18 protein-coding genes and 4 pseudogenes are annotated in these 21910 nt (G+C 54.9%); 13 read left to right on the top strand and 9 right to left on the bottom strand.

Annotation, left to right across the window (positions count from 1 at the left end; all coding sequences use genetic code 11):
- Nucleotides 1–114: 114 nt before the first annotated feature.
- From ASE36_RS22705 to ASE36_RS21130, 4 genes are all read right to left on the bottom strand, one after another.
- Nucleotides 115–822, bottom strand: coding sequence for an MFS transporter (locus ASE36_RS22705; RefSeq protein WP_062611391.1), 708 nt, complete (start codon nt 820–822; stop codon nt 115–117).
- Nucleotides 734–1168 carry an MFS transporter gene (locus ASE36_RS23315; protein ID WP_062284840.1) on the bottom strand — a complete coding sequence of 145 codons (435 nt, stop codon included), beginning with the start codon at nt 1166–1168 and terminating at the stop codon, nt 734–736. Before ASE36_RS23315 ends, ASE36_RS22705 begins: the two co-directional genes overlap by 89 nt.
- A gap of 64 nt (nt 1169–1232) precedes the next feature.
- A complete protein-coding gene (locus tag ASE36_RS21125; protein ID WP_062284841.1) occupies nt 1233–1883 on the bottom strand; it encodes an NADPH-dependent F420 reductase in 651 nt (216 codons plus the stop codon).
- An 89-nt stretch (nt 1884–1972) separates the two neighbouring features.
- The gene (locus tag ASE36_RS21130) at nt 1973–2938 is read right to left on the bottom strand and encodes an SDR family NAD(P)-dependent oxidoreductase (protein WP_062284930.1); all 966 of its coding nucleotides are present in this window, start codon (nt 2936–2938) and stop codon (nt 1973–1975) included.
- Between the two features lie 351 nt (nt 2939–3289).
- Between ASE36_RS21130 and ASE36_RS21135 the strand changes: the two genes are divergently transcribed.
- The 7 genes and pseudogenes from ASE36_RS21135 to ASE36_RS21160 all read left to right on the top strand — a co-directional run.
- Nucleotides 3290–3898, top strand: a complete 609-nt coding sequence (locus tag ASE36_RS21135; RefSeq protein ID WP_062284933.1) for a TetR/AcrR family transcriptional regulator — start codon at nt 3290–3292, stop codon at nt 3896–3898.
- A gap of 710 nt (nt 3899–4608) precedes the next feature.
- Nucleotides 4609–5511, top strand: a complete 903-nt coding sequence (locus ASE36_RS22390; RefSeq protein ID WP_082511306.1) for a helix-turn-helix domain-containing protein — start codon at nt 4609–4611, stop codon at nt 5509–5511.
- A gap of 184 nt (nt 5512–5695) precedes the next feature.
- Nucleotides 5696–6529 (top strand): alpha/beta fold hydrolase, encoded by an 834-nt coding sequence (locus tag ASE36_RS21140; protein WP_062284842.1) that lies wholly within the window; start codon nt 5696–5698, stop codon nt 6527–6529.
- 808 nt (nt 6530–7337) lie between these two features.
- A complete protein-coding gene (locus ASE36_RS21145) occupies nt 7338–8537 on the top strand; it encodes a catalase (RefSeq protein ID WP_082511292.1) in 1200 nt (399 codons plus the stop codon).
- Between the two features lie 420 nt (nt 8538–8957).
- Nucleotides 8958–9725 carry an alpha/beta fold hydrolase gene (locus tag ASE36_RS21150; protein ID WP_062284846.1) on the top strand — a complete coding sequence of 256 codons (768 nt, stop codon included), beginning with the start codon at nt 8958–8960 and terminating at the stop codon, nt 9723–9725.
- Between the two features lie 1166 nt (nt 9726–10891).
- Nucleotides 10892–11731: a helix-turn-helix domain-containing protein gene (locus ASE36_RS21155; protein WP_244474821.1), complete on the top strand. Its 840-nt coding sequence runs from the start codon at nt 10892–10894 to the stop codon at nt 11729–11731.
- 151 nt (nt 11732–11882) lie between these two features.
- Nucleotides 11883–12167, top strand: a pseudogene (locus ASE36_RS21160) (transposase); the annotation flags it as partial.
- Between the two features lie 31 nt (nt 12168–12198).
- On the opposite strand, the pseudogene ASE36_RS21165 reads toward ASE36_RS21160, so the two are convergent.
- Nucleotides 12199–13304 (bottom strand): annotated as a pseudogene (locus tag ASE36_RS21165) (IS3 family transposase); the annotation flags it as partial.
- A 136-nt stretch (nt 13305–13440) separates the two neighbouring features.
- Here ASE36_RS21165 and ASE36_RS21175 point away from each other — a divergent pair.
- From ASE36_RS21175 to ASE36_RS21190, 4 genes and pseudogenes are all read left to right on the top strand, one after another.
- Nucleotides 13441–14380, top strand: a pseudogene (locus tag ASE36_RS21175) (IS3 family transposase); the annotation flags it as partial.
- Between the two features lie 284 nt (nt 14381–14664).
- The gene (locus ASE36_RS21180; protein ID WP_062284854.1) at nt 14665–15012 is read left to right on the top strand and encodes a transposase; all 348 of its coding nucleotides are present in this window, start codon (nt 14665–14667) and stop codon (nt 15010–15012) included.
- A complete protein-coding gene (tnpB, locus tag ASE36_RS21185; RefSeq protein WP_062284857.1) occupies nt 15009–15353 on the top strand; it encodes an IS66 family insertion sequence element accessory protein TnpB in 345 nt (114 codons plus the stop codon). Before ASE36_RS21180 ends, tnpB begins: the two co-directional genes overlap by 4 nt.
- 73 nt (nt 15354–15426) lie before the next feature.
- Nucleotides 15427–16288 (top strand): annotated as a pseudogene (locus ASE36_RS21190) (IS66 family transposase); the annotation flags it as partial.
- A gap of 187 nt (nt 16289–16475) precedes the next feature.
- Here ASE36_RS21190 and ASE36_RS21195 read toward each other — a convergent pair.
- From ASE36_RS21195 to ASE36_RS21210, 4 genes are all read right to left on the bottom strand, one after another.
- The gene (locus ASE36_RS21195) at nt 16476–16877 is read right to left on the bottom strand and encodes a RidA family protein (RefSeq protein ID WP_062284938.1); all 402 of its coding nucleotides are present in this window, start codon (nt 16875–16877) and stop codon (nt 16476–16478) included.
- Nucleotides 16878–17218: 341 nt separating this feature from the next.
- Entirely contained in the window at nt 17219–17944 is a 726-nt protein-coding gene (locus tag ASE36_RS23085) for a MoaF-related domain-containing protein (RefSeq protein WP_244474822.1), read from the bottom strand.
- A 67-nt stretch (nt 17945–18011) separates the two neighbouring features.
- The gene (locus ASE36_RS21205) at nt 18012–18374 is read right to left on the bottom strand and encodes a nuclear transport factor 2 family protein (protein WP_062284860.1); all 363 of its coding nucleotides are present in this window, start codon (nt 18372–18374) and stop codon (nt 18012–18014) included.
- 89 nt (nt 18375–18463) lie between these two features.
- The gene (locus ASE36_RS21210; RefSeq protein WP_062284862.1) at nt 18464–19117 is read right to left on the bottom strand and encodes a hydrolase; all 654 of its coding nucleotides are present in this window, start codon (nt 19115–19117) and stop codon (nt 18464–18466) included.
- Nucleotides 19118–19501: 384 nt separating this feature from the next.
- On the opposite strand from ASE36_RS21210, the gene ASE36_RS21215 reads away from it, so the two are divergent.
- Together ASE36_RS21215 and ASE36_RS21220 are read left to right on the top strand one after the other, a co-directional pair.
- Nucleotides 19502–20437 (top strand): pirin family protein, encoded by a 936-nt coding sequence (locus ASE36_RS21215; protein ID WP_062284864.1) that lies wholly within the window; start codon nt 19502–19504, stop codon nt 20435–20437.
- A gap of 25 nt (nt 20438–20462) precedes the next feature.
- Entirely contained in the window at nt 20463–21713 is a 1251-nt protein-coding gene (locus tag ASE36_RS21220) for a DUF5996 family protein (protein WP_062284866.1), read from the top strand.
- Nucleotides 21714–21910: the final 197 nt, after the last annotated feature.

A 21910-nucleotide genomic window follows, 5' to 3' on the forward strand; every position in this document is an offset into this window, starting at 1 on the left:
GCGAGATCACTCGCCTATGGGGGACAGCACCGGAGGAGCAAATAGGCTCACTCCGGGCCCCTGCTTCTCCATCCGTCGATCAGCTCCCTAGGCGCGTAGCACCCACGAAACCGATCAACAGCACGGCGGCACACGCCATGTATTGAGCCGAGATGCCAAACTGACCGAAAACGATCCCGCAAGTCCTGCTCCCCACTGCGATTGCCAAGTTGGCTGTCGCGACAAATACGCCCCTCCCGTTTCGGGCTCGTCAGGTACAGTTGTCGTTACCAAGGTCGACCACGAGACAGGAATGATGCCAAAGGCAACGCCCCACAGGCCGACAAGCGTCACATCGAGGAGCAGAGTGCCGCCGAGTTGCGCAAGCATCACAGCGATGACTGCGAGCAGGAGCGGCATCATTGCCATCACTGCGGAAAGAGATCTCGAGATCAAATATCCACTAATGGAACTACCCACGAAGGTGCCGAGACCAAAGATCAACAGAGCCCACGTTACCATTTGCGGTCCTGCTTGGGTCACGATCTCAAGGAAGGGGCGAAGATAGGTAAAGAAACCGAAATGGCCAGCAAACACCGTCATGAACGTCAGCATACCAAGCGCCATCTTTCTGAGCATTAGAACGCCGATGATAGTCGATAGCTTTGCGGCGTCCCCTGCAGGCATTGAGGGCAGATTGCTAAGCTGCACCACAAGCGCGAGCCCGCCCAGACCAGCTGGTGCCACAAAAGCACTACGCCAGCCAAACAACTCTCCGAGAAAACTGCCGATGGGAGCATTGTTGCAGCAGAAAGCGCCCAGAAGCTCCCAGCGAAATGCCAAGCAGCACTCGCGCGACAAGTACCGTAACAAGAGATGGCGCTGCCGCAAGAAGGAGGTTTGAAAGTACCAAGAGCAATGTTAGGAACAGAAGCTCCTTGCGTCGATCTGTCCGACCGCTGGCTGTTGCAATAAGCAAGCTTGCGACCATACCGACCCCTGCGGTGACCGTGACGGCTTGACCAGCTAGCCCATTAGTCACCTGCAGATCTGCTGCCATCTCGGTCAACAGGCTCGCGGGCAAAAATTCTGCTCCTACAATTCCAAATACCCCGAGGCTCATTGACATGACAGCGCCCCAGGCTGGCGAAACTTGCTCTTCTATTGTGGGGACATAGACAAAATCCATTCATCTCGCGGCGACCATCGGTGAAAAGCCGGCGCGCTAACTGCGTTTTCTAGTGCGAGTTGAGTTAGGGCCGGACGACGGGCCTTGCTTTGGCAAGATTTGCCCGCAATTCCGCAATGCTATGGCGCTCTTGCTTCCAGGCTGGCTGGCCCGGGGTTATACGCCACGATTCAGCCATTGGGGTTATAGCCACAGTATCGAAGCCAAATTGATCGTAGAGAGTCCGTACAACCTCAATTGCTTCAGGAAAATCGCTAGCAGCCGCAAGCGCCAACCGGTCCGGGGCTCCGGTTGGTTTTCCCCATGTGAGAATCCGAGGTGCCTGGATATGGGTGAATGCCTTCACGACTTTCGAGTGTGGAAGCTGCTCCTGACGCAGCTCATGCTCAGTCTTTTCATACGAATCCACCACAGGAAAATGACCATCGCGCCAAGCCATATAGTTGTTCGTATCGATCACGACCTTACCGGCTAATTCCGCCGCCGGCATGTTGTTCTCTAGTTTCAGAGGCACGGCGATTACTACAACATCCCCTGCAAGCGCCGCCTCACGCGCTGTCACAGCTCGCGCCGATGCTCCGAATTGTCCAATTAGGTCGGACAGTGTCTCGGGCCCACGGGAGTTTGCCAGAACGACCTCATGACCGCAGCGTATTGCCGCTGCTGCGATATGGCTGCCAACTTCTCCAGCGCCGATGATTCCGATTGTCGACATTTGCCTAATCTCGTCTGGTTCGGGGGTGTGAGGGAGGGAGCGGCAGCGAGAGACGTCGCCGCTCCGGAACGATATGTGCCTGGTGTCAGTCAGGCAGATCTGACAAGGGCTTCGCTTTTCTGCCAGAGCGCTTCCGCCGTATCCACATCGAGGGCATAGCTGCGGACACCATCTGCAAAAGGACTATCCAGGTCGTTGACTGGCGCGACGGCGCAATCTTCAAGATAGTGTCCACCAATCTCATCCCCGTCGGCCAAAATTGCGGCCCAGACCGGGGTCGCTGCGGCCTGAGCGACGGTCTTCAATTCCGCAGGGGGCAGCCCGGCTTCTTCGCGTGCCTTGCCGACTGTAGCGAATAGGCCCTGTAGTTGCTCTTCCGAGAAATTGCGCGGCAAATCGGTAAGGCTATTTCCCGGCATCACTGAAGTTGCGCGGATCCCTCGTTCCCGATGACGCCGATCAAAGGCGACTGCGAAAAGGGCATTTGCGGTTTTGGACCTTCCATACGCTACAAAGGCATCGTAGTCCTGATGCTCGAAGTTGGGATCCACCAGATCAACGTCGGCGACCCTATGTACTTGGGAGGACAGCACGACAACGCGACCATTCTCCTCGATCAGTGGGGCAATCTCGGTAATCAATGCAAAGTGGCCCAGGTGGTTAGTGGCAAACTGGGTCTCAAAACCATCCTCAGTCAGACTATGCGGCGTGGCCATAACGCCTGCATTAGCGATCACCGCAGAGAAACTCTGCTTGGTTGCCGACAGCTTTTCGGCCGTAGCCCGAACGCTCTTCAGCGAAGCTAGATCAATTTCGATAAAGATGAACGACCCACTGCCGCCGGTCGCCGCGCCTCGTAGAACATCCACTGCGGCCCCCGCCTTTTCCAGGGAGCGCACTGTCCCAACAACGTGTGCGCCTTTAGCGACGAGGCTTCGCGCTGTTTCCAGCCCGATACCAGACGCCACCCCGGTCACCAAGATACGCCGGCCGGTCAGGTCGATACCTTCGAGTACTTGGTCAGCAGTAGATTTTCCATTGAAGTTTAGAGGCATGGTTATTTCTTTAAGTTGGTTGATCGCTGGTTTCGGAAGAACCGATATGATGATCGGTTCAGGATGCATTCTGACCTCGGTTCGGCCGGGAAGTCGGGAAGCGACGTAGTCGCAAGGTCACGAGGTCGCTCGAACTACGCTGGGGACGAACGAGGTCTAGAGGGCTATGTGTTTCAAGCCGTGGCGAGCCTTGGCACGCGCACTTCGGTTGCTCTGCGTATTCGAAAACGCATCGGCACGCTTTGTGTACAAATATCGTAACGGTCATTACAGAAACAGCGTGTTACAAGACTGGACAATCGATGTCAATCGGTTTAGTAATGGTCATTATGAAAAATGTGGGCGCTTAAGATGGGCAGACATCGAGAGTTCGACGTGGAGAAGGCGCTTGACGCCGTCCTTTGTGTCTTCTGGCGTAAAGGCTATGAAGGCGCTTCTTATAATGACCTAACTGCTGCAGCCGGCGTGGAGCGCCCTGCGCTTTACGCAGCCTTTGGCAATAAGGAGGCAATGTTCCGCAAAGCGCTAAAACGGTACTATGACCGGTTCATGGATTTCATCCCTGATGCACTCAGCAAGCCCACGGCATATGAGGTTGTGCATCGAATGCTCTACGGAGCGCTGGAGTTGCATACGCAATACCCTGACCACTCGGGGTGCTTGGGTATAAATGGCGCGTTGGCCGTGTCGGATGAAGCTGAACCTATTCGACGTGCACTGATCGAGTCGCGTGCACATGGTCAAGAGATGCTACGCGCCCGCCTAAGTCGTGCCCGTGAGCAAGGAGACCTTTCCTCGTCCGCGAGTCCGGATGCTTTGGCAAATTTTGTGTTGGCGGTTTCGCACGGCATGGCAGTGCAAGCGAAAGCCGGGTTCGATCGATACCAGCTTAGGGAGGTAGCCGAGCTCGCGCTTGCGGCGCTACCCGTTCGACGGAACGAAGGCGTTTTGGGTTCCTGAGGCCGAATTTGTTTTTGTGAAGACCACGCAGTATGCCGTTCAGGTGTCGTCGATTATCGTGCAAGGGTGGGACTTTCGCCTCGCTCGGTGGACACAGCCCCTCGACAATCCGCCAATTTACGTCCGTGAGGTCGCCGCGAGCCAAAACCGCCTTCTAAAAGGCATTTTTGAATTACGCTTCCGCTGATTTGGGTATCTACCTTGTCCAATACGACCTTGCGCCGTCTGATCCCCCCACAGGAATAGTGTTGGGCGTGGGTACCCCGCACGCAATCACCTAATCGACAGTGTTAGCCGCGTCCTCAATCATGCTAGTAAACTCGTTGGGGTGCGAAATAAGTAAGTTTGACTAGTCATAGGAAGTAAGGTGTTTCCGCGCCGGCTAATTAAGTGAACCATATTGTGGCGCTTTAGAAGCGAGTGCCTGGGCGTGCTGCGACTACGAGCCATTATTCAACTAGTAACAAGCTGATAGAAGTAAGACGCGAAATCTCCATGAATTTCGGAACAGTTTTGGGTTTCAATGCGTATCGTGGGCACCGTCTGCTAAGCCTAAGTTTGCGGGCGGGTCATCTTACCATCGACCGTCGCCTATGAAGGCGCTAATGGAACACTTGAGGTCGCTCCCTCAAATTGGGTGCCCTCACTTAGAGGCAGCTTTTGATAGGACACTAGGTACGATGGCGATAAGGAAAGCAGCCGCGGATAGCATGACACCCACATTCTCGCAGCTTTACGATCAGGGCCACTTTGGGAGAAAATCGACAACGTTGGCCTCACCCGGCGGTCTGCTGGACCTGCTTCTCGTCGACGGACAAGCGGGCGATATATCTCGACCAGCAGTATCTGACTTGGTCCTATATCAGGAACTCAGGGGAGGTTCTCGCCTAAACTGCGACTTTGGTGAAGGAAAGCAGACCTTCACGGTGCAGCGCGGTACGCTGGTACTAGCTCCGCCGGATACGGCTATTGCCAATACCGCGGACGCCGCTCATCGTGTCCGGAGCATTGCTTTCCCACTGATGCATTGGAGCAGCTTTATTGATCAAGCAACTGACGGTAAAGTTTCCTTCAGCCGCTCTTTCCGCTATGGGAAGCTACCAGATTCGCCAGCAATTCGAGCGTCTCTACATAATTTGTGGTCGATCCGCGATTTAGAAGGCGCTCCGTCGAATTTGTTGGCGCGAGCCGCTGGCTGCCAGATTATTGCCGAGTTATGCAGACTGGGAGGGGTGCCTTTAGAGAGCCCAAAGGGCGGGTTAGCGCCATGGGCAGAGCGGCGAAGCAAAGAGTTGATTCACGCGTGTCTTTCGCAGGACATTAGCTTGGATCTGCTCGCTTCAGAAGTGCAGCTTTCGCCATATCATTTTTCTCGAATGTTTAAACGCAGCGTAGGGCTTTCACCTCGTGCATATTTGTCAAAAATTCGGATAGAAAAAGCGTGTGAATTGCTCGAGTTCACAGATATGCCGATTCTTAATATCGCGTTTAAAGTGGGTTACTCATCAAGCCAGTGTTTCGCAAAAATCTTCTTCCAACACATGAATGTCCGCCCAAGCGATTACCGGCGCACCAATCGGTTCAGCATTGGTAGAGGGGTTTGTCAGCGCTGACATCGTATATGACGATTGCGCAAGGTTGGCGCGCTCGCCGCATTTTTAGATACGCAAGTTGCCCCGGCTGTCGAGAGTATGAGCTCACCTACAGGCGCGACAGCGGTGTTCTCTGGAATTTTTTCTCTCTCCAACATGCGGTGCGCGCAGACTGCTAGGTCAGACAATCTTACGGAGATCCCCTATGCCTAGTATTTTCACTGCAGATGGCACCACCTTGTACTACAAAGATTTGGGCCCGAAGGACGCTCAGCCTATAGTGCTGCATCACGGCTGGCCTCTGAGTTCTGACGACTGGGACAACCAAGTACTCTTCTTCTTGTCACATGGTTACCGTGTTATTGCACATGATCGCCGAGGTCATGGCCGTTCCGAGCAGACAGATGCTGGGAGTGACATGGATACTTACGCAGCAGACGTCGCCGATTTGGCCCATGCGCTTGACCTGCGCCGTGCGATTCACATCGGCCATTCGACCGGGGGTGGAGAGGTGACGCGCTATGCAGCGCGCGCAATGCCCGGTCGTGTCGCCAAGGCAATTCTGATAGCCGCAATACCGCCGGTGATGGTAAGATCTGGAAAGAACCCGGACGGTATCCCGATGGACGTATTTGACGGACTCCGCTCAGCATTGAAAGCGAATCGGGCGCAGCTCTATCGTGATTTGCCTAGCGGACCATTTTATGGTTTCAACCGCGCTGGTGCGAAGGTGATCGATGGCCTAATCGATAATTGGTGGCGTCAGGGAATGAGCGGCGGCGCGAAACCGCAGTACGATTGCATTGCAGTATTTTCTGAAGAAGACTTCACCCTGGACCTGCAGGGCCTCAAGATTCCAGTTTTACTCATTCATGGCGAAGACGATCAAATTGTGCCAATCGATAACTCCGCTCATAAGGCGATTAAACTCTTGAAGTACGGTACTTTGAAGACCTATCCGGGCCTCTCCCACGGCCTCTTCGCTACCGATCCGGACCAAATCAATATAGACATGCTTAATTTCATCCGTGCTGACTGAGCGTAGAAAGGTTGAACTGTTGACGCGGTATTAGTGAGGTCCTGTCTCACGGATGCGAACTGCTTAAGCGAGACGAGGTTTCAAAAGATCATCCGCCGGGAGCCATCGACAGCTACGTTGGGAGGCTGATGCCTCCGCCGTGTACTTAACGGCGGTGACCTCTAACTGGAATCTTCCTCAAGCTCGATATCGTTGCTGCCCATTATGACTGTAGTTGGTGAGCCGGATTACCGGCTCACCAATGCTGAGGACCCGTCATCGGATCATCGGATCGCAGTAGAGACTGTAATAAGGCCTGGCCACATGGCACGATCGGCAAAAAAAAAGCTGGTATCGCGTAGGAGCGCCTCACCGGCTACCCCGCCGAATTGGGCCTTTGACTCGACACATTCCAGCTCCAACTAGGCTAAAATAGGGTGCACTTCGCTACCCGAATTCTGCTCACGCCTCTTGTAATGCATCCTGCAGCCACTTTGCTAACGATCACCTCAAGTTGTCAAAAAGAGCAAGTTTGGCTACCTCACCACATTTTCGGCAACGCAATCCGTAAAAACTTGTTCGAAGCTAAAATGGTGTTCCTGCTTACGATAGAGCTCCTCAAATAGTGATACTTGCCCAAGAGACTTGGGTACCCCGATCTGTCAATACAGCATACTAGAATATTGAGGAAAAGACCGGGCCATGATCGAAATTCATTCGCGAAACGCACGCGTCGCATGAGATGTTCGCGCTGGCAGTGAGCTTAACGGTCCATATGAACAAAATACACTAGTCAACGGCGAGTTAAATCGAATTCCTTGGATTTAATATGCGTATTTCAGAACTTGGTAGGCAGCCGGAAGTTTGGGGCGCTCATGGTGTCTTGAAAATAAGTAAAAATATACAATATCTGAGCTGCGCAAATATATTCGAACCAGGGATTATAACTCCGGTTACAGCACGTTTTTCTTTTATGACAGAGGATTTAGAAACGGATTATGGCTGCTGCGGTTTAATAGGTTTTTCTTTGAAATTTTATACTAGAGACGGTACATGGGACTTGGTGGGAAGTCATTTGCCAGTCTTTTTTCTGCGCGACCCTGAAAAATTCTCAGCGCTTGTAATTAGCCAGAGAAGGGATCCGGAGACTAAGCTGCGCGATATGGCCGCAATGTGGGACTTTTTGTCCGTCTCACCCGAAAGCCTCCATATTCTCACCATGCTTTTCTCAGACCGCGGGCTACCAGCGAGCACTATGCATATGAGCGGTTACGGGAACCATGCCTACAGCCTATGGCAACAGAGTGGCGAGCGCGTTTGGGTTAAATTTCACGTCAAAACGGAGCAGGGCCATCGTTACTGTCCGGACAACCATGTCGCAAGGAAAACCGGCTATACTCACGATTTCTACAGACAGGCTCTGTTCACGTCAATAGAAGCGGGCGCCTACCCGCGATGGAGTTTCTCCCTGCAAACGATGACGCTCGACCAGGCCAAACAACTTGAATTCGATCCATTTGACGTAACCAAAGTGTGGCCACAAACAAAGTTTCCACTGACTGAAGTGGGCACGCTCGAGTTGAGCAGGAACGCGTGTGATCACGAGGAAATCGAACAACTCGCATTCACTCCAGCGAATCTTGTGAGTGGCATTGGGCATTCACCTGACAGACTACTGCAAAGCCGGGTTCATTCGTACCCCATCCCCAACAGCGATAGACTTGGCACACAATGCGGCGCGCCAGAAAGAAATCGTTCGCGTGGCCGCAGTCGCAATATAGCCGGAAATAACATCGCTTTCGTAGCATCTACGCACAATACAACACACGACGACTTCAGCCAGCCTCGATCTCTTTACCTAAGCTTTAGCTTGGGGCAGAAGGCTCGACTATTCAGCAACGTCGCAGCATCATTGAAGCACGTTCCCACCGAGATTGCGGTCAAACAAATTGGACTTTTCAACGAGGTCCATCCAGAATACGGGGCCGGCGTATGTGCCGCAATCGACGCGTTGGATCCACAATTTTGACTTAGCGCGGAGCTCAGCCGTTCAGACTCCTTAGTTCCATGGGCGTGAGTGCTTGCTGCTACCTTTTGAGATCCCGATGGTCGATTCTTCCGTCAATTATGAACCCTTCATTCGTCCGTCTCATTGATGCAACGGATTCTATAGGGACTCAGGTCAGTCGACCCGCAAAGCGGACGGACCGTCCTCACACCCGGATTGAGCCTTCTGTGGGCCTAACGTTCCGTCTGATGTGGTGGAGCATTCTGCACCTCCCCTAAGAAGTCACGGTTCTAAAATAATTGGATGTCGGGGACCTGAAGCTGGCAGGATCAGCTAAACCAAAGCAGACCTGGCACCGCGGATTCACTGGGACGGCACTAGATTAGAGGTGTCCCTTTGGCCTTATGGCTAGAGCACGGTGCAAGCAAGAAAGGAATAGCAATGTCGAAATTAGCTGCAACAGTAGCGTTCACAAGCGCGCTTCTATCTGGTGCTGCGTATGCAGCATCAACTAAACCGACCATCGTTCTAGTTCATGGTGCTTTCGCTGACGCGTCGAGTTGGAGCGGCGTGATTACTTCTCTTCATGATAGAGGTTTCGCCACGGTGGCAGTCGCAAATCCTCTCCGCAGCGTGTCGGGTGACGCTAGCTATGTCTCTGACATAGTCAAAACCATTGAGGGACCAGTCGTTCTAGTTGGCCATTCGTACGGTGGCCAAGTTATTTCCAACGTGACCGATGGGATCAAGAACATCAAATCGCTTGTTTACGTGGCAGCTTTTGCCCCGGAAAAAGGAGATGCGGCCGTCGAACTAGCGGGGAAATTCCCCGGGGGAACGCTTGGCGAGGCATTGGCGCAACCAATACCGCTCGCAGAAGGCAGCGTAGACCTGTACATAGATCAGACTAAATTTCATGATCAGTTTGCACATGATATTTCTGAGCGTATGGCGGTCTCCATGGCTGCAGGTCAAAGGCCAATCACTGAGATGGCCCTGATGGAAAAATCCGGCGAGCCAATTTGGAAAGAGCTTCCCTCCTTTTTCGTTTATGGCGACGCCGACAAAAACATTCCCGCGAAGGCTCTAAGTTTCATGGCAGAGCGAGCCGGCTCGAAGCGGACTGTAGTCGTTGAGGGCGCTTCACATGTCGTCATGGTTTCCAACCCTGAAATTGTGGCAGAACTAATCGAGGAAGCAGCGCAGTAGTTCTCTAGCACAGGAATAAGGGTTCGCGAGCAATAAAGCAACGATTTGAGAAGGTGCGGAGGAAAGGCACCATAGCGCTTCAGGGCATATGGTGCCTTTTCGCGCCAGTAGCGATCAGCGCGCATCGTGCTCGAGGCTGATATCCGGCGCAAGGTGCTCGGATCCGATTTGAGACTCGGCAGAGTCTGTCTACACACAATTTCTTCAAACGCTGACCAAACGCGCAGTCCGCAGCATTAAGATCTTTGTCCCCGAGGCGCACAAGCCCCTGAAAGGTCGGTATCGAACGTATCTTCAATTACCTGGGGATTTGCAGGATCGCGCAATGCGTCGACCCAGCAAAGTAGAGCAGATGCCGTTTCGGGTACGCGCCAATCCGTTTGCCTGAGATACGACCGGAAGCCTTGAGCATACCGTTGCGCACTGCCCTGGTCAGATTTGCAAAAGGTGCCGAAACGCGCAAGCCAGCGAATAGCGCTGAACGCGACCCCCTTACCTACATCACACGTGCGCCAGCTGAATGAGGCTTCACGGAACTATTCCGATCAAACGGTTCAAGGACAAGTCAAAGCTCTTAGGCAGCCCCGAATTATGCATCGACAAGCTAGTCAGTGTCTTGCTGATTTCAGCAGAATGACTAACGGGAAATGCAGCGCCTCTGTACATGGCACGGGGAGCTATTGCCACCATAAGCAGTGATCAGCTTCTGGCTTTGCTATCATGAAACGTTTACCGCCCCAGCTCCGCCATTACTTGGACACGATCGTGGACCTCGATCGAGATATCTATGACTGAACTCTTGCACCGTCAAGTTTGAGATCGTTCTGCATATTTGTCCGCGTACGTGGTATCTTGTGATGCCGATCTGAACCTGCTGGATGGGAGATGACACTAACGATTGGAAGCCCAAAGGATTGCCGCAAAACAGGTGCATCATCGCAATTCAGGTCGCGTCTTAGCTTCTACCACTGTGTTACACCGTGAGCGACTACGGATGCTTCGGCGAAGGGTCAACATGATGGGAAAGTAGGATGTTGTTTGCTGCTCCCGCTTAAATGGAGGTTCACTTGTCGTCACACAAATATTCGTCTTTCGCTCACTATTACAGTGAGGGTCCCAGATCCCGTTTTGTGCAGACTATGAAATCGCCAGGGGGCATTTTGAACATGGTCGAAGCAACACAGCCTGCGGGCGATATGTATGATCCGGCTGTTCCCGATATTGTGCTATATCAGGATGTTGTTGGTGGCACACGGATCCAAGGAAATCTTGGAGGCGGCCGTTTTGACGTGGTAACTGAGAAGGGTGGTTTCGTCGTAGCGGCCCCGGATTTTGCTATCTACTCTAAAGTTCCGACCGATCATCACATAAGGACTTTTGCGTTTCCGATGCTGCAGTGGCGCGATTTGCTTGATGAAGCAGCTAATGGGAAGACGTCACTAGACGATCTGAGCATTTTCCAAGGGACATTCGCCGCTCCGCAAATGATGTCGAAACTGCGAAGTGTTTGGACGCTCTGTGAAGACGAGGGTACTCCGTCACGTCTCCTTGCTCGGGCTGCAGGATGTGAGATCCTCGCTGAATTATATCGCCTGGGCGGGATGCCGATAGCCCAGACGAAGGGTGGATTAGCAGCTTGGGCTGAACGCCGTTGCATCGAGCTTATGCGCGCACGGTTCACCGAGGACATTAGCCTTGATGAACTGGCTGCCGAGGCGAGGCTCTCCCCATTTCATTTTGCTCGCATGTTCAAGCATAGTGTAGGAGTGCCTCCGCGTGTATACCTAACTCAACTGCGATTAGAGCGTGCATGTCAACTATTGGAGAAGACCGAGCTTCCCATAACGGATATTGCGCTAGAGGTAGGTTACTCCTCCAATCAAGTGCTAGCCAGAGTTTTCCTAAAACATCACCGTATGACACCTAGTGACTTCCGTCGAGGCGTGCGGGATATGACCCGTGTATCAACAATGACTCCCACAGATATGGGTAGTGCCCTAAATTGACCGCTACAGAGCGTTCAACGGAGCTATCGCATCCGTCCATCGGTGGTGACTGGCCTGCTGCCGGTTTGGGACACCTTGGATCCTGTAGTGGCCGCCTAAAACCCCCGACACGATCTCCCACTTGTTAAGTGTTAGGAGTAATGTGCCCATTATGACCATTCACATCCCCAAGATAGAAGTGCTGTCCGGCCGTGAGCGTCGTCGTCGCTGGCCGACAGCGGAGAAGCTGGCGATAGTCCAGGAGACCTACGAGCCTGATGTTACGGTCAGCATCGTGGAGCGACGGCATGGTATTCAACTGACCCAGCTATTTGCCTGGCGCAAACTTGCGGCGCAGGGTGCGCTGACGGCCACTGCATCGCAGGAAGAGGTCGTTCCTGCATCCGAATACAGAGCGCGTCAGAACCAGGTGAAAGAGCTGCAGCGCCTCCTGGGTGGAGTGCACCCCGTTTCACCGGACAAGTCGGCTAGTTTGATTTAGCCCTGATGAACTGCCGAGGGGAAGCCATCTTGAGCGCGGAATGAGGATGGATTTCATTGTAGTCCTCGATCCATCCGTCGATGAGCCGGAGCGCCGTTTCGGCGTCCGGTAGTGCTGCGATGCGGATATAGTCCCGCTTCAGGGTTTTGACGAAGGCTTCCGACATGCCGTTCGACTGCGGACTGGCCACCGGCGTGAAGCAAGGCGTCAGATTGAGCGCCTGGGCAAAGAGCCTCGTGTCCCTCGCGGTGTAAGCCGAGCCATTGTCCGAGAGATGCTCGATTGCGTGCGGGGCTCTGGTCGCCGCGAAGCGCTTCTCGACTGCCTCCAGCATCATGTCGCGCACGTCAGAGCCGGAGATGCCCGCATTGGCGACCGCCGTCCAGGCGATGATCTCCCGGTCGAAAGCATCGATGATGAAGGCGAGACGAATGACCTCGCCGTTCCAGCAGGTGAACTCCAGACCGTCCGAGCACCAGCGCAGGTTCGAGCGCATGACCATGACCTTGCCGTCGTGGAGGCGGCCCTTGCGAACGGCCGTATGCTTTTCCAGCAGCATGGCGTGGTTGCCCATGATGCGATGAACACGTTTGGCGTTGACGACAGGCTTATCGGCGGCTCGCCTTTCGCGATTGAGGAGCGCGGCGATCCGCCGATAGCCATAGGTGGGCCTTTGATCCACCAGCCTGCGGATGATGGGCAAAAGCTCTGCATCCTCGGCCTTGTGATAGGACCCGCGTGGCTTTGATCTGCCTTTCAGCCGCTCGACAAGGTTGGAACGGGATAAGCCCAGCGTGTCGGTGACGGCCTTCATCGGGAACCGTCCTTCGGCAACAAGATCGGCCGCGATATCCGTTTTTTTGAGTCTGCTTTGGACAAGGCTTCGCGGAGGATTTCGACCTCCATCGTCTTGCGGCCGAGCATGCGCTCCAGCTCGCGCACACGATCCTCCAGCTTCTTCACTTCCGAATTGCCGACAACCGGCTCGTCAGAATCCACGGCTGCAGCACCTCCCTCACTCAAGAGCCTGCGCCACCGGTAAAGCAGATTGGGCGCAACGCCATGACGGCGAGCGGCCGAAGACACCGTCTCGCCTGGCGCCTGCGGCGGACATCACCCGTCAGCAATTCAACGTGTCGATACTCGTTAGACATAAGCCTGTCCTCAAGCCTGTGCTTGAGCCTTTCTGCTTATGCCGACTGTCCGGTCGAAATGGGGGGGCAGTTCACTGGGCAAGAAGACGATGGAAGGCGAAATCCTCAAAGAAGCGCTTGAGATAGCATCAGGGTCAAAAAAACACCTATTACGCTCGCTCTCGTTGCCGAAGGACAGTTCGCGATGACGCCAGTGTGTGAGGCCTTGAGTGTCGCCCGATCCAACATCGGGGAATCTGTGAAGCGACGTCTCTCCAAAGCCAGGGGGCGTCCGCCGCTTGACGATCAGGAACTGGTGGATGAGATCAAGACCATCACCGGCGAAATGCCCTCCTACGGATATCGCCGGGTCCACGCGATCCTTTGTCGGAAAGCCCGCAGCGAAAACCGACTATGGCCAAAGGCCAAGCGCGTCTACCGTGTGATGAAGGTTCACGGCACGCTTCTTCAGCGCCACACCGGTGTTCTCGACACCCGCCGCCACGATGGCCGCGTTGCCGTCGAGCAATCCAATCTGCGCTGGTGTTCAGACGGCTTCAAGATCGGCTGCGATAACAAGGAGAAGGTCCGCGTTGCGTTCGCGCTCGACTGCTGTGATCGCGAAGCCATTGCCCATGTCGCGACAACAGAGGGTATCAAAAGTGAGGACGTCCAGGACCTGGTCATTACGGCTGTTGAGAACCGCTTCCGTCTCATCAACACCCTTCCAAAGCAATTGAATGGCTGACTGACAACGGCTCCTGCTTCATCGCAAAGGACACCAGGTCACTGCTTATCTATATCGGCTTGGAGCCGTGCTCCACGCCCATTCGCAGCCCCTAATCCAACGGGATGGCAGAGGCTTTCGTCAAAACTTTCAAGCGCGACTACGTCTCAGTGAACCCTCGACCAGACGCCGCAACTGTCATCGCGCGACTGCCTTCATGGTTCGAACACTATAATATACTTCACCCGCACAAGGCATTGGGGTATCGCTCGCCTCGTGAGTTCTTAAACCGTCAAACAGAAACCTGATCCTGTCCGGTTTTTAAGGGGCAACTCCAGATCCCACGTGGATTTCAGATGCAAAGGGTTGAGGTACCCTAGTGTCGAATGGCGACGCTTTGGCATTTAGAACGCTCGATGGAACTGAACATTCGCCTTCGCGTCGTCCCCGATCCTGTAGACCTTGCGAGCTGTGCTTTCTAGTAAGCGACCCATCTGGCGAAGCAGCTTGGCGGAAGGTTAACGATAGCGGACAAGATGAACCGCTGTGAGCTTCTTTGTCTGCGCCTAGCTCTGGAACTAGAACTTTCCATATGATCGAGGCTGTTGCGGACCGCTTTGAGGGCGCACCCCGGCAGCTTCGCCGACGCTGGTCGGATGATTTTAAGGCGCGGGCGGTGGCAGAGGCACTTGAGCCTGGTTCGAGCGTCTCAGCGATTGCACGTCGGCTCGATATCCACCCGTCACAACTATTTGGCTGGCGTCGCGCCGCCCTTGGCCCTCACAACGAGATTCCAGGCTCGAGCGGTCATAAGGCAGTCACGCCATCTGCAGGCGTTGCGATAATCGAAGTTCTGATTGGCGATGTCGTCGTGCGCGCTCCCGTCGATGCTGACGAAGCTCATCTGCAGCGCGTGATCCGGGCGGTTCGTTCAGCATGATCCCCGCAGGTGTGAAAGTCTTCCTCGCCAGCCATCCCATCGACTTCCGCAAGGGGCCGGACAGCCTGCTGTCGCTGGTGCGTGATGCTGGCAGTGATCCGTTCAACGGCTCGCTCTATGTTTTCCGGGCCAAACGGGCAGACCGGGTCAAGATCGTCTGGTGGGATGGATCAGGGGTCTGCCTCTACTCGAAGCGGCTGGAGAAGGCGCAGTTCTGCTGGCCGCGGATCGGCCATAACCGGGTGCAACTCAATCATGCCCAGCTCGTGGCGCTGGTTGATGGCATGGACTGGAAACGGCTCCGCTCGGTGGCGGTGAAGCCGCCGGAGATTGTTGGGTAAAGGCCTGCGGCGAAGTGAATCAACCGCCTGAAAGGGCAGGAAACCCGGAGCAAAATATGCTCTGGTAGGCCTTATGACGCCGCCCGATCTGCAGCTCCCGGATGACGTAGAGACCCTGAAAGCCATGGTCCTTGCCATGGCCGAGAAGGCTGCGCGCGCCGATGCTCTCGAGAGCGAGGTCGCAGATCTGAAGGACAGAAACGCCGATGCCGATGAGCGCATCGAGCGACTGACCCAGATCCTGAAAGCCTTCGATCGTGCCCGCTTTGGCCGGCGATTGGAAAAGCTCGCATCTCCAACGATCGACGATGAGCAGCAGGCCTTTGTCTTCGAGGAAATCGAGACCGGCATCGCTGCAATCCGAGCCAAGGTGAACAAAGGTGCCGCTGATCCTGATGGGAAACGTGCACCCCGGCCACGCAAGGGCTTTGCACCTCATCTGGAACGGGTCGAAGTCGTGATCGAGCCAGATGAACTGCCCGAGCATGTCGGCAAACAAAAGGTGCTGATCGGAGAAGATGTCTCTGAGCGGCTGGACGTCGTGCCGGCGAAGTTCCGCGTCATCGTCACCCGCCGGCCAAAGTATGCCTTCAAGAACGAAGACGGCGTCGTTCAGGCAGCCGCACCCGCGCACATCATCGAGGGCGGCATTCCAACGGAAGCGCTTCTCGCCCAGATTGCGGTCTCGAAGTATGCCAATGGCCTTCCGCTATATAGGCAGGAGGCAATCTATGCCCGCGACATGTCGAGTTTGAGCGTAAGCTGATGGCTCAATGGACGGGCAAGCTCGGCTTTGAACTCGATATCCTGGCCGATTACATCCCGCCGAGATCAAGAAGGCTGTGCGGATCTTCGCTGATGAGACAGCGTTACCCACGCTCGCGCCCGGATTCGGATCGGCCAAGACGGCATGGCTATGGGCTTATGCCCGGGACGCAAACTTTCGCGGTCTGGCGTGTTCAGCATGAAGACCAGGGGCTCGACGTCGTCTTTTGCGAGGCCACGCCGCCTCAGTCTTGCTCTCAGTGCATAGTCGCGCATAAGACGTTTGATATGATGCTGACCACAGGCGAGACCTGGCCTGCTGCCCGTATCTGCTGACGAGCGGGGATAGTTGCGCCACTAAGCCAGAATCGCAGTTACACGAATCTCGATACGCATCGTTGGTAGACCGAGTGCCTCCACCCCTGTCTGTGTCCAGATCGGTGCTCGATCTGGCATGTAATGGCGATATAGGCGGGTGATGGTCTCGTTGACTATGGCTGGAAAGCCGCCGACGTGGTATGAATTGACATGTACTACATCTGTCCAGCTAGCACCTGCAGTCGCCAGTGTCCGCTCCACATTCTCAAATGCTTGTTCAATTTCGGCAGAAATGTCCTCTGGAATGGCGAGGTCGTTGTCCCAACCGCCTTGTCCTGAGATTTCGACACGGTCGCCAATCTTCAATGCCTGTGAATAATGCAGGAGTTTGTGAAGCGTCTCGCCATACCCGGGCGTGAGGAATAGTTCAGGTTTCGACATGACTTGATCCGAATGTTGGAGGAATCCCTTCGTGGGATTGAAACAGGCGCCGTAGGTCAAATGACCTGTTTCGAGGGGCTTCAATTAAAGGTGTACCCCGGCTTAGACTGCCCCCAAGCTGATGCACCTTTAGTCGTGGTGGGCTAAATAGACACAAGTCAGGCCGTTGGACCTATTTGGCCGGAATAACTGACGAGAGTGTAAGGCAGCCGGCTCTTTAAGGAGCCGGCCCGTTTCACTGGTTCGAAGAACGCTGCGAGCCACCGATCATGAATGCCAGAACATAGCTACAATGATCCGAAGCGGTCTGCGCCAAATCACGCGGTACTATGAATCGCGCCTCAGGGCTTTGTCCCTTCCTCGGGGTCAAACATCGACGTGCCGCTGTTAGCTGCCGTGGCTGCCACTTCGCTCTGGAGCACGTCCCAGTGTTCCACTAGTTTCCCATCCTCAATTCGAAAGATGTCGATCGCGATCAGCGGCTCTTCCGCCCAGCCCCGAATTCGGCCATGGATTGCAACAAGGTCACCGCCAGCTACGACTAGCCCGGGCTCGTAGTAAACATGGTCAGGCAATTCAGCCACGATCGCCTGCAAAGCATCCCTCCCTTGGGGAATGTTGGGGTTGTGCTGGATGTAATCTTGAGCGTAGAGCCGCTCCACCGCCGATGTGTCTCGTCGCTGAAATAGCGAAGTCATTGCGTCAAGAACCAGCGCCTTGTTCCGCAGCGGACGGTCATCAGAGGGTTGCGCGGCGGCCCGCGTTATCGTCATTGCCCCTTTCATCCGCATGAACTGACCGTCGGGTAGTGTGGCAAACGATAAGACGAGGTTTCGATCATAGTCCTGGACATTTGTCACCGTCGCGCCGCTCTGTTCCTGCCAGCTCACAGCGAAAATACTGTTACCAAGCGGGACTACATCGATGTCAACGGTCTCGATGCGGGCGAATGGCCCTTCCTTGATCTCAAACTTAAGTTGAGTGGTCGACAGCAAGGTCAAGCTCACTTGGAAACTCGGATAGCTAACGTCCATCTCTAATCCGACAGGAAATCCAATTTTAGTCATTTGTAGGCGTTCCTTTGATGAGGAATATGGCACTTAGGCAAGGTAGGCTCCTGCGTGCCACTCGGGTTCAGTTATCTTGTGGGTCGAGGAAAACATGCAGCACGCGAATGAGGCCGCCATCGACATGGGCGACATCCGTGCCAGTTACGACGGCGGCCGCTCCTGGTGGGCCTGCTCGCCACTGCAAACGTCCAACGCCATTGTGGCCAGCTGCCGGCCGCAACGCCGAAAAACTAAAGTTCTCAGGCAGATGCTTCAAAACGTCTGTCACAGCTCGTGAAATCGCTTCATGTCCTTGCGCCGAACGATGAACTTCGTGCAGCAGCCCGTCTTCATGATAGATTTTTCTGATAGCCACTATACGGCGACTAGCGTCGCGTTCGCCGAAGACCGTGTCGAGATTGGCCTTCATGAGTGTCTCGAAATCCATCCTACCTCCTTCAAGGCGGCTCAAGCAGCCTTAGCTGACGAGGTGACGCCCGCAGCACGAGCTCTCGGCGCACCTCGTCGCAACTTCGATCAGGCAGCCGAGCTCGGCGCAGGCGTGTTAAGTAGTTGCTGCTCCCAAAGATACGCGATGCCGCTGCCAGCAGCATGCTGGATCATCACTTCGTTGAGCGCACCGGCGGTCTTTGCCCTTGCCCAGTCCCGCTGCCATTCTGCGGCCAATGCCATCCACGTGATCATGTTCACGCCAGCCGCGATCATCCGCTGGATTGCGATTTCATGTGCCTCTGTCGATACGGCGCCGGATGCATCAGTAACGACCGTCACATCCCAACCTTCACCCGCTGCTTGTATTGCTGGCATGGCAACGCAAACTTCTGTCCAGAGGCCGGCCAAGATCAATTGCTTGCGGCCGGTTCGCTTGACCACATCCACTACGTTTGGGTCCTCCCAGGTGTTGATGAAGGTACGGTCGATTATTTCCTGACCGGGAAATACATCGGTGATCTGAGGGAAAATACGGCCACCGCGATCCGCGACAACGGTTGTAAGTATGGTGGGCACATTGAAGACCTTTGCGGTCTTGGCCAACGCGGCCGAATTGTTCACCACCATATGAGGATCGTGACTGTTAAGATTGGCGAGCTGGTAAGGTTGGTGATCGATCAAAACTAGTACGGAATCCTCAGGTCGAAGAAGAGAGCTTAAGCCGTTGCGGAAAGGCATACTTAGAATCCTCATTTTAAAGGGAACACTGGATCGCAACTACAAACTACAGAAAGTCTTTGCCTATCGCGGTGCAGGACCTGCCGTTCTGGTGCCGTTCTTGCTCCCAAGTGCGTTCGTATTGTCGCTGAGGCTTGAGTTTCCCGCTGTTCTTACAGAAGGTTCTGTTGGACAGATTGTTTCGTGAGACGGACAGGTGGCAGCTCGCTCCGAGCGATATGAGTCGGACAAGTGTGAGGGCAGGACTGCATTTACGTTGATTCCTACACCACGTAGCACAGCAGCCTGCGTGAACAATCCGCCGACAAGCGATGTCTTTCCCATCGTTTGGAAGCTAGTTCTCGACTCGTCCGATCTAATTTCTACAAGACAAGGATAATACATATGAGTTGGAACCCATCTATCGACCCACGTTGCCCAGAGGAGGTCGGCATTGATGCGATCGAGACTCTTATCGTTCCGCGTTCCCGCGACCTTGGCGACTTTAAGGTCCGGCGCGCCTTACCAGCACCGAAGCGGCAAATGGTCGGGCCTTTCATCTTTTTCGATCAGGCAGGACCCGCTGAGTTGCTAACGGGCCAGGGCGTAGATGTCAGGCCGCACCCCCATATTGGCCTTGGCACAGTAACCTACCTGTTTAGGGGCGATTTCCACCACCGCGACAGCACAGGTGCCGATCAGGTCATAAGGCCCGGCGCGCTGAACTGGATGGTGGCTGGCCGCGGCGTTACCCATTCAGAACGCACATCCTCAATAGCGCGCAACGGCCCGAATAGCCTGTTCGGCGTCCAAACCTGGCTCGCACTGCCAGATAGTCACGAGGACGTAGCTCCAAGCTTCGAACACCACGGCAAGGAGACGCTGCCTGTCATCGAGGACCACGGCGTCTCGGTTCGGATCATTCTTGGCAATGTCTATGGCAAGGCCGCACCCGCGACGATGCTTTCTGAGACCTTCTACGCCGATGTGACACTTGAACCGGGAAGCCTGCTCCCGATGCCGGACAATCACGAAGACCGCGGCATCTATATTGTCGAGGGTTCTATTTCCGTTGCCGGACAGGAATTCGAGTCTTCACAAATGATGGTGTTTCGGCCGGGTGACCGCATAACAGTGGCTGCCGGAGAACGGGGCGCGCGACTTATGATCCTTGGCGGTGCAACATTCAATGGGCCGCGTTACATCTGGTGGAACTTCGTCGCGTCATCGCAGGAACGCATTGAACTCGCTAAGGCGGAATGGCGCGCGGCGAACTGGGGCAAGGGTCGCTTCGACCTGCCCGTTGACGACCGGAATGAATACATTCCTTTGCCTGATTGAACGAAGACGAACTGGAGAAAAGACAATGAACCAGTGGCCCCATCTCGACTATCTAGGTTGGCGAGAGACCTGTTCGGCCTTGCACCTTTACCTGCAGATCGTGGGGAAATACCGTCTGGCGCACACACCCTGGCTCAATCACTCGTGGAACGCAACATTCTACGTCACACCACGCGGGCTGGCTACTTCATCGATCCCCAATGGGCCAGGTATCGAGATCCTGTTCGATTTTCTCGCGCACAGGGTTATCGGCACCTCTGGAAACGGACACTCGATTTCGTTCGATCTTGAGCCAATGACGGTTGCAACATTCCACAAAAGTTTCGTACACCTGATCTCGGAGCTGGGCGGAACGCCAACATTCAATGGTCGTCCAAACGAAGTGTCGTTCCCGATTCCGTTCGCTGAGGACGAACGCGACCGGCCCTATGACCGTGAAGCCGTTCAACGCTTGCATCAGGCGTTAGTCTCGATCGATAGGGTCTTCACCCGGTTCCGCACATCCTTTCTCGGAAAATCGAGCCCTGTTCATGTGTTCTGGGGCAGCTTCGATCTGGCCATAACGCGCTTCTCGGGGAGGCGTGCGCCGCTTCATCCCGGCGGCGTCCCCGCGTTGCCGGATGATGTGGCGCAGGAGGCTTATGACCGCGAGGTGTCATCGGCCGGGTTCTGGCCAGGGGGCGGGGGGATCGATTATCCAGCCTTCTACGCTTACGCCTATCCTGCACCCGGTGGTTACCGCGGCGCGCGGGTGCAGCCCAATCGCGCGTTCTGGCACGAAGGACTTTCGGAGTTCATTCTCCCCTACGATGTCGTGCAGTCCGCCACCGATCCCGATGAAACCTTGAAGTCTTTCCTAGTCTCGACCTACGAGGCAGCGGCCGATCTTGGCCACTGGGATCGCGATCTTCTGGAGTGCGCGCACGGGCAACCGCGTCAGGTGCGCGCCCCAGACGCAGCAATGGCCCACAACAACAGCCCGCCGCTTGGCAGGGAACTAGTCGAGCGGGACGATGGCCCGACAAAAGGGCGTTATCGCGTTGTGATTGATGGCATTGAAGCGGAGATGGCATATAGCCGAGCCGGAGCAGACTTGATCATCATCGATCACACTGATGTGCCCGGCGCGTTGCGTGGCCGTAAAGTGGGCGAACGACTTGTGCGCCAAGCGGTTGAGGATGCACGGCGCGATGGCATTCAGATCATACCGCTTTGTCCGTTCGCAAAAGCACAGATCGATCGTCATCCGGAATGGCAGGACATTGTGCGTTGGTGACGAGAGAGCACTATCTGTTCGGTGAATTTATCCCTTTGAAAGCTTATTGAGGAATGCCCCTTGATGAGAGGTTCCTCAAGACAACGGCACTAACTGAGTTATCCACCCTTGTTCGTGTCCGACGAAATCGTTTCTAGGTATCTCTAACGGGGCAAATTCGGCAGATGTCACAATCACCTACGGTTGCGCCTCTTATC

It is taken from the genome of Rhizobium sp. Root274, assembly GCF_001429245.1.
Lineage (GTDB): Bacteria > Pseudomonadota > Alphaproteobacteria > Rhizobiales > Rhizobiaceae > Allorhizobium.

What these genes read in the sequence shown, in the direction of transcription:
- ASE36_RS23315 (WP_062284840.1), bottom strand. Translation starts at nt 1,168, where the DNA reads ATGGATTTTGTCTATGTCCCCACAATAGAAGAGCAAGTTTCGCCAGCC.
- ASE36_RS21125 (WP_062284841.1), bottom strand. Translation starts at nt 1,883, where the DNA reads ATGTCGACAATCGGAATCATCGGCGCTGGAGAAGTTGGCAGCCATATC.
- ASE36_RS21130 (WP_062284930.1), bottom strand. Translation starts at nt 2,938, where the DNA reads ATGCCTCTAAACTTCAATGGAAAATCTACTGCTGACCAAGTACTCGAA.
- ASE36_RS21135 (WP_062284933.1), top strand. Translation starts at nt 3,290, where the DNA reads ATGGGCAGACATCGAGAGTTCGACGTGGAGAAGGCGCTTGACGCCGTC.
- ASE36_RS22390 (WP_082511306.1), top strand. Translation starts at nt 4,609, where the DNA reads ATGACACCCACATTCTCGCAGCTTTACGATCAGGGCCACTTTGGGAGA.
- ASE36_RS21140 (WP_062284842.1), top strand. Translation starts at nt 5,696, where the DNA reads ATGCCTAGTATTTTCACTGCAGATGGCACCACCTTGTACTACAAAGAT.
- ASE36_RS21145 (WP_082511292.1), top strand. Translation starts at nt 7,338, where the DNA reads ATGCGTATTTCAGAACTTGGTAGGCAGCCGGAAGTTTGGGGCGCTCAT.
- ASE36_RS21150 (WP_062284846.1), top strand. Translation starts at nt 8,958, where the DNA reads ATGTCGAAATTAGCTGCAACAGTAGCGTTCACAAGCGCGCTTCTATCT.
- ASE36_RS21155 (WP_244474821.1), top strand. Translation starts at nt 10,892, where the DNA reads ATGGTCGAAGCAACACAGCCTGCGGGCGATATGTATGATCCGGCTGTT.
- ASE36_RS21180 (WP_062284854.1), top strand. Translation starts at nt 14,665, where the DNA reads ATGATCGAGGCTGTTGCGGACCGCTTTGAGGGCGCACCCCGGCAGCTT.
- tnpB (WP_062284857.1), top strand. Translation starts at nt 15,009, where the DNA reads ATGATCCCCGCAGGTGTGAAAGTCTTCCTCGCCAGCCATCCCATCGAC.
- ASE36_RS21195 (WP_062284938.1), bottom strand. Translation starts at nt 16,877, where the DNA reads ATGTCGAAACCTGAACTATTCCTCACGCCCGGGTATGGCGAGACGCTT.
- ASE36_RS23085 (WP_244474822.1), bottom strand. Translation starts at nt 17,944, where the DNA reads ATGACTAAAATTGGATTTCCTGTCGGATTAGAGATGGACGTTAGCTAT.
- ASE36_RS21205 (WP_062284860.1), bottom strand. Translation starts at nt 18,374, where the DNA reads ATGGATTTCGAGACACTCATGAAGGCCAATCTCGACACGGTCTTCGGC.
- ASE36_RS21210 (WP_062284862.1), bottom strand. Translation starts at nt 19,117, where the DNA reads ATGCCTTTCCGCAACGGCTTAAGCTCTCTTCTTCGACCTGAGGATTCC.
- ASE36_RS21215 (WP_062284864.1), top strand. Translation starts at nt 19,502, where the DNA reads ATGAGTTGGAACCCATCTATCGACCCACGTTGCCCAGAGGAGGTCGGC.
- ASE36_RS21220 (WP_062284866.1), top strand. Translation starts at nt 20,463, where the DNA reads ATGAACCAGTGGCCCCATCTCGACTATCTAGGTTGGCGAGAGACCTGT.